The sequence below is a fragment of the Pseudomonas sp. FP2196 genome, from assembly GCF_030687715.1.
GTDB lineage: Bacteria > Pseudomonadota > Gammaproteobacteria > Pseudomonadales > Pseudomonadaceae > Aquipseudomonas.
Genome location: NZ_CP117445.1, coordinates 5287880 through 5302330, shown reverse-complemented (window position 1 = coordinate 5302330; position 14451 = coordinate 5287880). Strand labels below are relative to the sequence as shown.

The window sequence follows — 14451 nt, the reverse complement described above, 5'->3', positions numbered from 1 at the left end:
GTGAAGAGGTTCAGTTGTTCAAGTTGTCATCCGGAATGTTCAGCTCGATCCCCATTCGCTGACCTTCGCGCAAAATGTGCCGGCGCATTTCGGCGCTGGCCTGGGCGCTGTTCTTGCTGCGGATCGCGCGGACCACGGCTTCGTTTTCCTCCAGCCGCTCGGCCAGATGCTCAGGGGAATTGCGCAGCACCTCGGCGCTTTGTTTAAGGGCGTTGCTGGTTTGCTGCACCACGCTCTGGAAGATCGGATTCGACGTCAGGGTGAACAGCTCTTCGTGAAACGCGATGTAGGCGCTAACCCCGGCTTCGCTGTCACCCGCCTCGAGGGCTTCGCGCATGTCCATCAGCGTCAGGCGCAACTGACCGACCTCCTTGCTGCTGATCGACTGGGCTACCAGGCCGACGATGAACGGCTCAAGGGTGTAGCGCAGTTGCAGCACGTCTTCGAGACTGGCGCTGGCCACTGCACTGTCGTGGCTTTGGCTGTCGCTGAGCTGTGCGTCGAGCACCACCACGCCTTTGCCCGGCATCGAGCGTACGAGGCCGAGGGTTTCCAGAACGATCACCGCTTCGCGCAGGCTCGGGCGGCTGATGCCCAGTTGTTCGGCCAGTTCGCGCTGACCCGGCAGCATGTCGCCTGAGCGCCACTGACCACGGGCCAGTGCGGCCCTGAGTTTTTCTACGACTGAGTTGACGACGGTAGATGTGGTTATCAAAGGTCTTGCTCCATTTGCCTGTGGGAGATAACCGCAAACTCAAGATCAAAAGATCGCAGCCTGCGGCAGCTCCTACAGGGGTTAAATCAGAACTCCTGCTGGTGCGCCGGAGTTGCTGTTTTACGCGGCTGAAAGGTGTAGCCCTGCTGGCCGCTGAGTACTTTGTTGGCTCGCTGTACATCAATGTCTTTTTCCCAACGGGCGATGGCCACGGTGGCGACACAATTGCCGATCAGGTTGGTCAGCGCGCGGCCGATGCCCATGAACCAATCCACCGCCAGCACCAACACCAGGCCGACCACCGGAATCGCCGGGATCGCGGTCAGCGTTGCCGCAAGAATCACCAGCGCCGAACCTGGAATCCCGTGGGCGCCTTTGGAGGTGATCAGCGACACCAGCAGAATTGTCAGCAAATCAGTCATGGCCAGTGGCGTACCGGTGGCGTTGGCGATGAACACGATGGCCAGGGTCAGGTAGATCGAGAAACCGTCGAGGTTGAACGAGTAGCCGGTGGGAATCACCAGCCCGACGGTTGAGCTGCCGATCCCCAAGTGTTCCAGTTTGCGCATGATCTGTGGCAGCACGGCGTCAGAGGAAGCGGTGCCCATGACGATCAGCAACTCTTCACGCAGGTATTTGAGCAGTGGCCACATGCGCAGGCCGGAGGCGCGCATCACCACTCCGAGAATCACGCTGACGAAGGCGATGCAGGTCAGGTAGAACAGGCCAACCAGACTGCCCAGATGCTGCAGCGAATCGAGGCCATATTTGCTGGTGGTGAAGGCGATGGCGCCGAACACGCCGATCGGCGCCAGGCGCACGATCATGCCCATGATCCGGAAGATCACATGGCTCAGTTCGTTAATCAGTCTCGAGATTCCGGAAGCGGCTTCGCCGACCAGATTCAATGCACTGCCAAACAGCACCGAGAACAGCAGCACTTGCAGAATGTTGTTGTCGGCAAACGCGCCGATTACCGACGTGGGGATCAGGTCCATCAGGAACTGGGTGGTGGTGTGCATGTGCTGGCTGCGTTCGGCGAGGTCGCCCATGTCGGCGGCGGACAGTTGCTCCAGATGGATATTGGCGCCGCTGCCGATGCCGGTGCTGAAAGCGAACACCAGACCGATCACCAAGGCGATGGTGGTCAACACTTCAAAGTAGATAACGGATTTGAGGCCGATGCGCCCGACCTTCTTCAGATCGCCCGCGCCACTGATGCCGCTGACCACCACGCAGAACACGATCAGACCGATGAGCATCTTGATCAGTTTGATGAAGCCGTCGCCAAGCGGTTTGAGCTGGGCCGAGTATTCAGGAAGGGTCAGCCCGCAGACGATGCCGAGCACCAGTCCGAGAACCACTTGGAGGAAGATTGAACGCGAGCACCATCTGAGCATGGGAGGAATCCTGGTCGGTGTCCTGGCTGCCGTGCGCGTGGCGCATCAGATTCAGGACTTAATTATTGTGGTCTTACCGGTATGTCCAGTGCAGGCGCAGTCTACGCTCGGTTTTTTTGGAATGACAAGTGAAAATCGACAAATTGGCATGACCGGTCTGACCAGTGGCCGGATCCGTGTGTAGGAGCTGCCGAAGGCTCGGGCCGCGATCGGACGATCTTTTGATCCTGTTTTTAAAACAAATCAAAAGATCGCAGCCTCGGTTCACTCGACAGTTCCTACAGGGGAAATCGCAGGCGAAAAAAAACCGGCCAATCACTTGGCCGGTTTTTCATGCTGCGGATATAAGGTCGCGATTAAGCGCCGTACACCGGCAGTTTCTTGCAGATGGCTTTGACTTTCTCACGAACGGCGTCGATCACCGCTTCGTTGTTCAGGTCAGCCAGGATGTCGCAGATCCAGCCGGCCAGCTCTTTGCACTCTGCTTCTTTGAAGCCGCGAGTGGTCACAGCCGGAGTACCGAAGCGCAGACCGGAGGTAACGAACGGGGAGCGTGGATCGTTAGGCACGGAGTTCTTGTTCACGGTGATGAACGCTTTGCCCAGGGCGGCGTCGGCGTCTTTACCGGAGATTTCCTGCTTGATCAGCGACAGCAGGAACAGGTGGTTTTCAGTACCGCCGGAAACCACGTCGAAACCGCGCTCGATGAACACGCCGGCCATGGCTTTGGCGTTTTTCACCACTTGCTGCTGGTAAGTCTTGAACTCAGGCTGCAGCGCTTCCTTGAAGCAGATCGCTTTAGCGGCGATCACGTGCTCCAGCGGGCCACCCTGGGCACCCGGGAATACGGCGGAGTTCAGCTTCTTCTCGATGTCGGCGTTGGCGCGAGCCAGGATCAGGCCGCCACGTGGACCGCGCAGGGTCTTGTGCGTGGTGGTGGTCACGACGTCAGCGAATGGAACCGGGTTCGGGTAGACGCCAGCGGCGACCAGACCGGCCACGTGAGCCATGTCGACGAACAGGTAAGCGCCAACCTTGTCAGCGATAGCGCGGAAGCGTGGGAAATCCAGAATCTGCGAGTAGGCAGAGAAACCGGCCACGATCATTTTTGGCTTGTGCTCTACAGCAAGACGCTCGACTTCGTCGTAGTCGATCAGGCCGTTGGCGTCGATGCCGTACTGGATAGCGTTGTACAGCTTGCCGGACGAGGAAACGCTGGCACCGTGGGTCAGGTGACCGCCGTGGGCCAGGCTCATGCCCAGGATGGTGTCACCGGCCGACAGCAGGGCCAGGTAAACAGCAGCGTTGGCTTGAGAACCGGCGTGCGGCTGAACGTTGGCGTAATCGGCGCCGAACAGTTCCTTGGCGCGGTCGATGGCCAGTTGCTCAACGACGTCGACGTACTCGCAACCACCGTAGTAGCGCTTGCCCGGGTAGCCTTCGGCGTACTTGTTGGTCAGTACCGAGCCTTGAGCCTCCATCACCGCTGGGCTGGTGTAGTTCTCCGAAGCGATCAGCTCGATGTGTTCTTCCTGGCGCTGAGCTTCTTGCTCCATGGCGGCAAAAAGATCGGCGTCGTACTTGGCAATAGTCAAATCACGGCTGAACATGGCGGTCCTCAAGGATCGGGGGCAGAAAAGGGGGGCATTCTAACCCAATGGGTTTTGGATGGCATATGAAACGACATCATGTCGCAGACAAGTGGCGTTCATGCGCGGATAGATGGTGATTGTGCCGGTCTGAAAAGATCGCAGCCTTCGGCAGCTCCTACATTATCCGAGGCGCACATAAATACCGTGACCGACATCAATCCCTGTAGGAGCTGCCGCAGGCTGCGATCTTTTCTTCAGTCGAACATGAACAGCGCATCATTACTGAACTGCGCTTCAAAGCGGCTCGCCGGCATCGGTCGCCCGAACAGATACCCCTGAACCTCATCGCAACCATGCTCGCGCAGGAAATCCAGTTGCTCATGGGTTTCCACACCCTCGGCGATCACCGCCAGATTCAAGCTGTGGGCCATGGCGATGATCGCCCGGGCGATCTGCGCGTCCTGTTCGCCGGACGGCAAACCGTCGACGAAGGTGCGGTCGATCTTCAACACGTCGATCGGGAACTGCTTGAGGTAGTTCAGCGATGAATAACCGGTGCCGAAGTCGTCGACCGCGATGCTCAGACCGAGGTTTTTCAGGCCGGCGAGAATCTGCATGGCTTCGCTGACCTCGCGCATCAGGATACTTTCGGTCAGTTCCAGCTCCAGGCATGCCGGCGGCAGGCCGGTTTCGCGCAGGATGGTGGCGATCCGCGTGCCGAGTTGGCCATCGGAGAACTGCCGCGCCGAGATGTTCACCGACACCTTTGGCACGCGCACGCGGCTCTGGTGCCAGGTCTTGAGCTGACGGCAGGCTTCGCTGATCACCCAGTCGCCGACGTCCACCACCAGTCCGAGTTCTTCCAGCACCGGAATGAAATCCCCCGGCGGCACCAGCCCACGACGCGGATGACGCCAGCGCAGCAGGGCTTCGGCGCCGGTCAGGCGTTTGCCGTCGCCGCTGAATTGCGGTTGGTAATACAGGACGAATTCGTTCTGCTCCAAGGCATGGCGCAGGTCGCTTTCCAGTTCCAGACGCTCCAGTGCACTGGCGTTCATGTCGGCCTGATAGAACTGGAAGTTGTTCTTGCCGCGCTCCTTGGCGTGGTACATCGCGGTGTCAGCGTTTTTCATCAACTGGCTGAGTTCGTTGCCGTCCTGCGGGCTCAGGGCGATGCCGATACTGGCGGTGACGAAGAACTCGCGCCCTTCAAGCACGAACGGCCGGACGAGGCTGCCGAGGATCTGTTCGGCCACATGAATCGCCCGGTTCAGCGCCAGCTCGCGGCTGGAGCGGTGTTGCAGCAGCAAGGTGAACTCGTCGCCGCCCATGCGCGCCACGGTGTCGTCATCGTCGACGCAGGCCAACAGGCGCGTGGCCATGTCTTTCAACATGCGGTCGCCGGCGGCGTGGCCGAGGGAGTCGTTGATCGGTTTGAAGCGGTCGAGGTCGAGGAACATCAGCACCACCCACGACTTCTGCCGCTCCGCCGATTGCAGCGCGGTGTGCAGGCGATCCTGGAACAGCGTGCGGTTCGGCAAATGGGTCAGGGCGTCGTAATAGGCGAGGCGGTGGATGCGCTGTTCGCTGGCCTTGCGCTCGCTGATGTCGCTGAAGAAGCACACGTAACTGGCCAGATCGCCCTCGTCGTCGAGCACGGCGGTGATGCCGACCCACGCCGGGTAATGCTCGCCGTTGCGGCGCTTGAGCCAGACTTCGCCTTCCCACGTACTGTGCTGATGCAGTTGCTTGAGCACGTAACGCAGGTGCGCGTCCTGTTGCTCGTCGACGGTAAGCATGTTGGGCAATTGGTCGAGCACTTCCGCCACCGCGTAACCGCTGACCCGACTGAACGCCTCGTTGGCCTGGACGATGTAGCCGGCCGGGTCGGTAATCAGGATCGCCGACGTCGAGTGTTCGAATACCGTGGCCGCCATGCGCAGGTCTTTTTCGGCGCGGCGCTGCTGACTGATGTCGCGGCCGACACCGAGCACGCCTTCAAACGCCCCGTGTTCGTCCCACACCAGCACCAGACGCAGCTCGATCGGGATCTTGCGGCCATCAGCGCGCAGGCAGTCGAACAGGAACAATTGTGTCTGCACCTGATTGCGCAACACCCCCAGTTGCTCGGGTTTATCCAGCGCCTTGCTGACCCGATCCATCAGTGTGTAAATGCCGCTCAGTTGCTGCGGGTTGGCGATGGTCGATTGCCAGCCGTTCTGGAAAATCCATTCGGCGTCGTAGCCCAGCACCGCTTGCACCGACGGGCTGACGTAGTTCAGCGAGAGCTTGCTGTCGGTGGAGAAGATCACGTCGCTGATGCTTTCGGCGAGCATCCGGTAGCGTTGCTCGCTGTCGCGCAGGGATTCGCTGGCTTCGATCTGCTCGGTTATGTCCTTGGCCACGCCGATGATCCGCGTGACCTGATCGTGCTTGTCCCGGGCCAGTGCCTGTTCACGAATGTCGAAGCGCCGCCATTCGCCGTCGCGATGGCGGAAGCGCAACTGGCACTGCAACAGTTGGCTGTAACCGGCGTGGCGCTGCATCTGCCGTGAGCGATGGTAATAGTCGGCGTCTTCCGGGTGCAGGAGGATTTCCCAGAAGTACTCGCCCATCTGATGCAGTTCGGTGCGGTTGTAACCGAGGGTCTGGCCGAGATGGTGGTTGCTGAAAATCATCCGCTGGCTGATCACATCTTGCACATACAAATGATCCGGCACGGTGCGCACCACGTCCGACCAGAAGCCCTCGCGCTCCAGCAGCGACAACTCGATCAGCTTGCGGCTGGTGATGTCGTTGATGCTCAGGATCACCGCTTTATAGTCGTGCTGCTCGGTCGGCAGGCGCAGCACCATCCACAGGTGTTGATCGCGACCGTTGATATCCGGGAGTTTGATTTCCAGTTCCAGCTGCTTTTGTTGCTGGAGCACGGCGTCGAGTACTTGATGGCCGATCGCGCAGTGACGATGTGGATGACCGTCGATCAACAACTGCCAAGCGTGTTCGCAGGAATTGACATTGAGCAATTGCAGCGCGACCTGATTGACCTCGGTGACGCGCAGTTCCTGCAGCAATTGCTGGCGCTGTTGCGGCTGGTCCAGCCAAGCCTTGAGCTGGTCGCTGGTCTGGATCTGCGCCTTGTCGAAAATCTGCTTGAGCCCGGACAGATCGAGCACGCACAGGGCAACCCCGGTACCGTCGAAAATGTCCTGATAACGGCGGCGGCCTTCATGTAATTGGCGCTGTCGCCGGCGCATGTTCAGGAGCGCGATCACCGGTAGCATCGAGAACGCCAGGCCCAGCAGGCATTTGCCGATGAACGCCGGCAGCAACTCTTCCAGCACGCGCTGGCGGTCGAACAGGCCACGCAATTGCCAATCACTGCTGCTCAACGGCACAGTGAGCACGGTGTTTGCCAGATCGTCCGGGCTAAGCACACCTGGCTTGGCGGATGACAGAGCTTCGTCGCGACTGATGATCTGATGGTTGATACGGTTTTCCACCAGCCACAGCGGACGCAGGCGGGTTTCACTCTGCTTGGTCAGCGAGTCGAAGAACGTCGGCGTCAGGCGCAAAGCCCAATAGGCGCGGGTACTGCCGCTGGCCTGATGCAACAACAGATGTACCACCGAGCCATCGTCGGCGTTGCTGAAATAGTGCGCTTGGGCGCGGCTGCGGCGTACCAGTTCGGTGAGGTAGCTGGCGTCGGAGCTGTCGGCGGCGCTGTCGCTGATGATGCGCCCGGAAGGGCTGAGCAACGCGAGGCTGCGCAGGTCAGGCAACGATTGCTGGAGCTTGCGCAGCAGTTGCTGCTGTTCGTCGGCCGATTGCGGTTGTTCGACGATCGGTAGCAGATTAAGAGCGATTTGCGCGTTCAGCGCCATGTTCAGGCTGACCTGCGAGGCGAGGTCGGCGGTGTAGTCGATGGTGTACTGACGCTGGTTTTTCTGGGTTTCGCGCAGTTGATCGAGCAGTTGCCAGAACAGCAGCGCCAGCAGCAAAAGCACGAGTGTCGCCAGCGCACCCTTTAATGTCCCGCGCAGCGGCGAGCCGGGCGCCGGTTGGGTGCTGCTCACAGAGGCTGGCGGAGTGACGTTGGACAAGCTGTAATCCTGCGATCTGGCTGGACTGGCGCGACGTGCACTATAAGCCGGACGCCCGAAGGGCGGCTAGCATGCCTTGAGTCGTGGCGAAGTGCCAGCCCCTCGCGGCTGGACTGCCTTCCGTCATTCAGGTAGCTTTGCCGGTTACGCGGGAGCGTTCCAGCTCCTAGAATCAGACTTTTTTCAGCGCGCACGCATTGATCACCATCAAGTGAACGACGCGCACGGTCTGGCCGGGCATCGCCTGCGCTCCAATCATTCATCTGTCACTGACCCAAGGTTCTCCATGGCTCAATACGTCTTCACCATGCATCGGCTGGGCAAAGTTGTTCCGCCGAAGCGGGAAATCCTCAAAAACATTTCGCTGTCGTTCTTCCCCGGCGCCAAGATCGGCGTACTCGGCCTTAACGGTTCGGGTAAGTCCACGCTGCTGAAAATCATGGCTGGCGTCGACACCGAGTTCGAGGGCGAAGCCCGTCCGATGCCGGACCTGAACATCGGTTATCTGCCGCAAGAACCGCAACTTGATCCGACCAAGACCGTGCGTGAAGTGGTCGAGGAAGCGGTCAGCGTGATCAAGGATGCGCAAGCGCGTCTGGACGAGGTCTACGCTGCTTATGCCGACCCGGATGCCGACTTCGACAAGCTGGCTGCCGAACAGGCCAAGCTCGAAGCGATCCTGCAGGCCAGCGACGGTCACAACCTTGAGCGCCAACTGGAAGTCGCCGCCGATGCGCTGCGTCTGCCGGCCTGGGACGCCAAGGTCGAACACCTGTCCGGTGGTGAAAAGCGTCGTGTGGCCCTGTGCCGTCTGCTGCTGTCCGCTCCGGACATGCTGCTGCTCGACGAACCGACCAACCACCTGGACGCCGACTCGGTGGCGTGGCTGGAGCACTTCCTGCACGACTTCCCGGGCACCGTGGTTGCGATCACGCACGACCGTTACTTCCTCGACAACGTCGCGGGCTGGATTCTGGAACTTGACCGCGGTGCGGGCATTCCTTACGAGGGCAACTATTCGGGTTGGCTTGAAGCCAAGTCCGATCGTCTGGCGGCCGAATCCAAGCAGCAGTCGGCTCACGAAAAAGCCATGAAAGAAGAACTGGAATGGGTGCGCAAAGGCGCCAAGGCCCGTCAGTCGAAATCCAAGGCTCGTCTGCAACGCTTCGAAGAAATGCAATCGCAGGAATTCCAGAAGCGTTCGGAAACCAACGAGATCTACATTCCGGCCGGTCCACGTCTGGGCGACAAGGTCATCGAGTTCAAGAACGTCACCAAGGGCTACGGCGATCGCGTGCTGATCGACAACCTGTCGTTCTCCATGCCTAAAGGCGCCATCGTCGGCGTGATCGGCGGTAACGGTGCCGGTAAGTCGACTCTGTTCCGCATGCTGATGGGCAAGGAAACGCCGGATTCGGGCAGCATCGAAGTCGGCGAAACCGTGCAACTGGCCTGCGTGGATCAGAGCCGCGAAGACCTCGACGGCAGCAAGACGGTGTTCCAGCAGATCTCCGACGGTTCCGACCAGATCCGCATCGGTAACTACGAGATCCCGTCGCGTACCTACGTCGGTCGCTTCAACTTCAAGGGCGGCGATCAGCAGAAGTTCGTCAAGGACCTGTCCGGTGGTGAGCGCGGTCGTCTGCACCTGGCGCTGACCCTGAAGGAGGGCGGCAACGTCCTGCTGCTCGACGAACCGTCCAACGACCTCGACGTTGAAACCCTGCGTTCGCTCGAAGAAGCCCTGCTCGACTTCCCGGGCGCCGCCATTGTGATCTCTCACGATCGGTGGTTCCTTGACCGCGTCGCGACCCACATCCTGGCGTACGAAGACGACTCGCAAGCGATCTTCTTCGAAGGTAACTACACCGAGTACGAAGCGGATCGTAAAAAGCGTCTCGGCGAAGCGGCGGCTCAGCCACACCGGGTACGTCACAAGAAACTGGCCTGATTCGGGTTGGTTGCATAAAGAGCGGAGCCTTCGGGCTCCGTTTTTTTTTGCCCGTTTTTTCAGGGATACCGAGTTGGATTCATCGCTGGCAAGCCAGCTCCCACAGGGTTTTGTGGGGTGTTTGAGATATGTGTTTCACCGATGTCCACTGTGGGAGCCGGCTTGCCAGCGATGACGGTATAACTATTGGTGCATGGCTTGAATTTGATCTCACCATTCAGGTGCGAAATAGGCCAAAAAACAATCTGTTTTATATTCTGTGCACCATTTAATTTCATAACTGCGACATATTGCGCTGTTCCTGTGCGCAATTCGTTTGTTACAGTCCGGCCCAATCTCTTCCAACGACAATAAATTTGCCGAGACTTTTCCCATGATCGAATCCGTCGAATCCTTCCTCGCACGCCTGAAAAAACGCGACCCCGATCAACCCGAATTCCACCAGGCTGTCGAAGAAGTCCTGCGCAGTCTGTGGCCGTTTCTCGAAGCCAATCCGCGTTACCTGACCTCGGGAATTCTGGAGCGCATCTGCGAGCCGGAGCGGGCGGTGGTGTTTCGTGTGTCGTGGGTCGACGATCAGGGCAGGGTTCAGGTCAATCGCGGTTTCCGCATCCAGATGAACAGCGCCATCGGCCCGTATAAGGGCGGTCTGCGTTTTCATCCGTCGGTAAATCTGGGCGTGCTGAAATTCCTCGCCTTCGAACAGACCTTCAAGAATTCCCTCACCTCTCTGCCCATGGGCGGCGGCAAGGGCGGTTCGGACTTCGATCCGAAGGGCAAGAGCGACGCCGAAGTCATGCGGTTTTGCCAGGCGTTCATGAGCGAGTTGTATCGCCACATCGGCGCGGACGTTGACGTGCCGGCCGGTGACATCGGCGTCGGCGCGCGGGAGATCGGTTTCCTGTTCGGCCAGTACAAGCGCCTGAGCAACCAGTTCACCAGTGTGCTGACTGGCAAGGGCATGACTTACGGCGGCAGCCTGATTCGCCCGGAAGCTACCGGTTTTGGCTGCGTGTACTTCGCTGAAGAAATGCTCAAGCGCCGTGAGCAGACCGTCGAAGGCAAGCGCGTGGCGATCTCCGGTTCCGGCAACGTCGCCCAGTACGCAGCGCGCAAGGTCATGGATCTGGGTGGCAAGGTGATTTCGCTGTCCGACTCCGAGGGCACGTTGTATTGCGAGGCCGGGTTGAGCGAAGAACAGTGGCTGGCGCTGCTGGAACTGAAAAACGTCAAGCGCGGACGGATCAGCGAAATGGCGGCGGCGTTCGGTCTGGAGTTCCGTGTTGGTCAGCACCCATGGTCGCTGCCGTGCGACATCGCGCTGCCCTGCGCCACACAGAACGAACTCGACGCCGAAGCCGCCCGCACGCTGCTGCGTAACGGCTGCGTTTGCGTGGCCGAAGGGGCGAACATGCCGACCACTTTGGAGGCTGTGGATATCTTTATCGAGGCCGGTATTTTGTTCGCGCCGGGCAAGGCCTCCAATGCCGGTGGCGTGGCAGTGAGTGGTCTGGAAATGTCGCAGAACGCCATGCGTCTGCTGTGGACGGCGGGCGAAGTGGACAGCAAGTTGCACGCGATCATGCAGTCGATCCACCACGCTTGTGTGCATTACGGCGAAGAGAACGGGCGGATCAACTACGTCAAAGGCGCGAACATCGCCGGCTTCGTCAAAGTCGCCGATGCGATGCTGGCGCAGGGTGTGGTTTAACTCGGTTCGACGCGGATCACTTCAATCACTTGATCGCCGGCGGGGCGCTGCCACAGCACCTCGTCGTTGAGCCGGGCACCGAGCAGTGCGCGGCCCAAAGGTGAACCCCAATTGATCAGGCCTTTGGCGGCGTCGGCCTGATCTTCGCCCACCAGTTGAACCCGGCGTTCGGTGCTGTGTTCGTCGGCGTAGGTGACCCAACTGCCGATCTGCACCTTGTCGGTGGAGGTCGCGGCGACCGCCACCTGTGCGCTGCCCAGGCGTTGGTTGAAGTAACGCAGATCTCGCTCAAGATCGGCCAGACGTTGCTTGTCAGCCTGTTCACCTTTGGCCGATTGCTCGGCGTGCAGGGCTTGCAGTTCGGCGACTTTCGCTTGTAACTGCGCCAGCCCTTGCGGGGTGACGTAATTGGGCTGTGTGCTGACCTGCCGTTCGACCGGTTGATCGGCTTGCGCGGCGGCGTTGTCTTCGTTGACGAAAGCGCGACTCATGGTGTCCTCCTCTTCATAGAGTTTGGGCCATGGTCGCCGGCATTTGGTTTCACTGGATGTCTGGAAGCGACCTACTGCGAGCGATAAGCCCGCCCGGCGTCCTGGTCTTTCTGTTGCTGCCAGGCGCGTTCACGCTCGTCCCAATGTTCGTTGCGATATTCTTCGCGACCCTTGTTTTCCAGCATTGCCTGACATTGGCGGAAGCCATCGGTCCACCCTTCGGCGTACTGCTTGTCCTTGAGATAACGCGGCACATTCTTGCGGAATTCACCGCTGATCGAACCGGCAGCCTGGCGGCCGCTGACACAACCGTCATCGAAACCGTCGGCGAAGGCCGGTGGATAACCTTTGGCAATCAAATCTTCGTGAGTGGTCTGGCAACCGCTCAGCACCAGCAAAACACCCAGCGAAACCGCACACCGCCACATCGCACTCTCCCGCGCCGGTTCTCGGCTGATAGGGAAAGTCTAGAAGGGGATTCGTTGATGGGGTGTGAAAGAAAGATCAAAAGATCGCAGCCTGCGGCAGCTCCTACAGTTGGAATGCATTTCCCCTGTAGGAGCTGCCGAAGGCTGCGATCTTTTCAGTAGTGATACCACTTCACCTCGAGCATGACCTCGGTTTCAGGTGTCGCGAGGTGACTGAACTCACGCTGGGCACTCAGGCGCAAGCCGAGGTTGCGTGACAATTCCCACTGCTGATTCAGACTCAGGCTGCGGCGCACTTCGCCATTGAAGAAGTAATCGCCCTTGGCTTCCAGGCTGAGATTGCCCAGCGGGTTTTTCCACAGCACGCCGGTATTGAAACCGCCCGCCGGGGAAACAAACTCGGCGAAGTCATTGTTGTGTTCCACCCGCACCGTGCCGAGAGCAAAACCCAGCACATCGTCGCCCAGCGCCCACGTACCGCCTCCACCGCCATTGACGTGGCTGACCAGGGTTTCGTCGTCATGCTTGCCCGGCACCCGCTCCAGGCCTCCGGTGACTTGCCACGACAGCGGTTGCAGCAACTCATTGCGTGGGGTTAGCGAGCGAATGGTTGCCAGATCCAGCTGCTGGAATTGCCACTGGTTGCCTTCGTATTGGCGCAGCTTCATTTGCAGGATTTCGATCTGCGCACCGAGGGGGAAACTTTCGGCGTTGTCGTTGAGATCGTGATAGGCCATGCGCAAGCCGTACTCGCCAAATGCGCGGTCGCCCCGAGTACCGAGACCGGCCTGCCAGGTCCTTGATTCGTGGCCATCTTCGGGCAAGCCCGGTTGCGGGATTTCCAGCTCCGGCGCCGGATTTTTGTTGATTGCCCGCAGCAATTCAAAACTGCGTTGCGCCCGTTGTGGGTCGCGCTCCTGGCCGTTGGCGCGGTAGCGTTCCAGACGATACGCCGCGTCGATGATCAAGGCTTGGCGGGCGCGGGGCAGGGCCTTGAAGGTCGGGTCTTGCAAGACTTGCTGATCAGCGCTGACCTTCAGTACCCAATCCTGTTCTTCGCCACTCAATGGCTCGGCGCGGCTGAGCAGTTCACGCTCGCGGGAGGGGCGGTATTCGATGCTTTCGACCAGCCCGGCTTCTTTCACGGCTTTGACTGTGTCGGTCGGGATCGCGGTCAGCGGGAACTGCTCGGTCAGGCGCAGGCTCGGCCGCGCTACTTGCAGCAGTTCGAGCAAGCGATAGGAGCAGTTTTCATCGAAGAAGAAGTAGTCGAACTGGATCTGCTTCAACTCCCACACATGTTCAACCATGCGCGCAGTTTCTTCTTGCGTCAGATTGAGTCGGTATTCCCACAGATCGCGGTTTTCCAGACTGCGGTATTCGGAGAGTTTTTCCTGATACGGCACCAGCGCGAACAGGCCCGGATAGCCGCCCATCAAACCTTTCCAGGCGTAAAGGATGCTGTTGTCCGAACCTTCGATGTAAGCACCGAAGTTGATCGCGTAACTGAGCAGCGACGTCTTGTCGGCCTGCACGTCAGCCTGATCGATGCGCAGCAGCGTGTGGCCGAACATCGACGATGGGCTGTTGAGGTACGCCGCCGGGAAAATCATCACCGCGCTGTGGGGCGAGACATCCTTGAACCACTTTTTGTACTCGGCGCACGCAGGTGCCGGCAGATCGGTCAGGTTGAGCTGCGTTTTCAGCCAGCGAGTGCGCGCCGGGTAAACGCATTGTGCGTGTTGCTCGCCGAGGCTGGCCGGGGCATACAGTGCCTGAACGGTGGCGGCAAGTTCTCGGTCGGGATGTTCATTGCCGTCGGGCGCAAGGAAGAACTTCTTGTCGCTGACATAGCTGCGCCAGCCACCGAGCTTGGCGGTTTCGTAATGACCGAGGGAAATCCAGAAGCGGTCGTTGGCCAGTTGCTGCAAACGTTGAGGGTCGATGTTTGGCGCGGCGGACAGCGGGGCGCAGACACAGAGCGCCAGCCAGGCAAGGCGTTTGAGCATAGTCGGCAACTTAAACAGGAAAAAAACAAAGACCCAAAGAGGGACGGGCCG

9 protein-coding genes are annotated in these 14451 nt (G+C 59.7%); 2 read left to right on the top strand and 7 right to left on the bottom strand.

What is annotated here, in order from left to right; translation table 11 throughout:
* Positions 1 to 10: 10 nt before the first annotated feature.
* From PSH79_RS23735 to morA, 4 genes are all read right to left on the bottom strand, one after another.
* The gene (locus tag PSH79_RS23735; protein WP_187679186.1) at positions 11 to 715 is read right to left on the bottom strand and encodes a FadR/GntR family transcriptional regulator; all 705 of its coding nucleotides are present in this window, start codon (positions 713 to 715) and stop codon (positions 11 to 13) included.
* A gap of 86 nt (positions 716 to 801) precedes the next feature.
* Positions 802 to 2115 carry a C4-dicarboxylate transporter DctA gene (locus PSH79_RS23730; RefSeq protein WP_305439900.1) on the bottom strand — a complete coding sequence of 438 codons (1314 nt, stop codon included), beginning with the start codon at positions 2113 to 2115 and terminating at the stop codon, positions 802 to 804.
* 356 nt (positions 2116 to 2471) lie between these two features.
* Positions 2472 to 3725 (bottom strand): serine hydroxymethyltransferase, encoded by a 1254-nt coding sequence (glyA, locus tag PSH79_RS23725; RefSeq protein WP_305439899.1) that lies wholly within the window; start codon positions 3723 to 3725, stop codon positions 2472 to 2474.
* A 236-nt stretch (positions 3726 to 3961) separates the two neighbouring features.
* A complete protein-coding gene (morA, locus tag PSH79_RS23720) occupies positions 3962 to 7810 on the bottom strand; it encodes a cyclic di-GMP receptor MorA (protein WP_305439898.1) in 3849 nt (1282 codons plus the stop codon).
* A gap of 286 nt (positions 7811 to 8096) precedes the next feature.
* Here morA and ettA point away from each other — a divergent pair, with 286 nt between their 5' ends.
* Positions 8097 to 9761, top strand: a complete 1665-nt coding sequence (gene ettA, locus PSH79_RS23715) for an energy-dependent translational throttle protein EttA (protein WP_095190358.1) — start codon at positions 8097 to 8099, stop codon at positions 9759 to 9761.
* A 373-nt stretch (positions 9762 to 10134) separates the two neighbouring features.
* The gene (gdhA, locus tag PSH79_RS23710; RefSeq protein WP_305439896.1) at positions 10135 to 11472 is read left to right on the top strand and encodes an NADP-specific glutamate dehydrogenase; all 1338 of its coding nucleotides are present in this window, start codon (positions 10135 to 10137) and stop codon (positions 11470 to 11472) included.
* Here the strand turns inward: gdhA and PSH79_RS23705 are convergent.
* From PSH79_RS23705 to PSH79_RS23695, 3 genes are all read right to left on the bottom strand, one after another.
* Positions 11469 to 11963: a GreA/GreB family elongation factor gene (locus PSH79_RS23705; protein WP_305439894.1), complete on the bottom strand. Its 495-nt coding sequence runs from the start codon at positions 11961 to 11963 to the stop codon at positions 11469 to 11471. The genes gdhA and PSH79_RS23705 overlap by 4 nt on opposite strands.
* Before the next feature lie 71 nt (positions 11964 to 12034).
* Positions 12035 to 12391, bottom strand: coding sequence for a hypothetical protein (locus PSH79_RS23700; protein WP_305439893.1), 357 nt, complete (start codon positions 12389 to 12391; stop codon positions 12035 to 12037).
* A 155-nt stretch (positions 12392 to 12546) separates the two neighbouring features.
* Positions 12547 to 14400, bottom strand: a complete 1854-nt coding sequence (locus PSH79_RS23695) for a DUF4105 domain-containing protein (RefSeq protein WP_305439891.1) — start codon at positions 14398 to 14400, stop codon at positions 12547 to 12549.
* Between the last annotated feature and the right edge of the window lie 51 nt (positions 14401 to 14451).

Excerpts from the sequence above, each read along its gene's own strand:
- PSH79_RS23730 (WP_305439900.1), bottom strand. The coding sequence starts at position 2,115 with ATGCTCAGATGGTGCTCGCGTTCAATCTTCCTCCAAGTGGTTCTCGGA.
- glyA (WP_305439899.1), bottom strand. The coding sequence starts at position 3,725 with ATGTTCAGCCGTGATTTGACTATTGCCAAGTACGACGCCGATCTTTTT.
- ettA (WP_095190358.1), top strand. The coding sequence starts at position 8,097 with ATGGCTCAATACGTCTTCACCATGCATCGGCTGGGCAAAGTTGTTCCG.
- gdhA (WP_305439896.1), top strand. The coding sequence starts at position 10,135 with ATGATCGAATCCGTCGAATCCTTCCTCGCACGCCTGAAAAAACGCGAC.
- PSH79_RS23705 (WP_305439894.1), bottom strand. The coding sequence starts at position 11,963 with ATGAGTCGCGCTTTCGTCAACGAAGACAACGCCGCCGCGCAAGCCGAT.
- PSH79_RS23700 (WP_305439893.1), bottom strand. The coding sequence starts at position 12,391 with ATGTGGCGGTGTGCGGTTTCGCTGGGTGTTTTGCTGGTGCTGAGCGGT.
- PSH79_RS23695 (WP_305439891.1), bottom strand. The coding sequence starts at position 14,400 with ATGCTCAAACGCCTTGCCTGGCTGGCGCTCTGTGTCTGCGCCCCGCTG.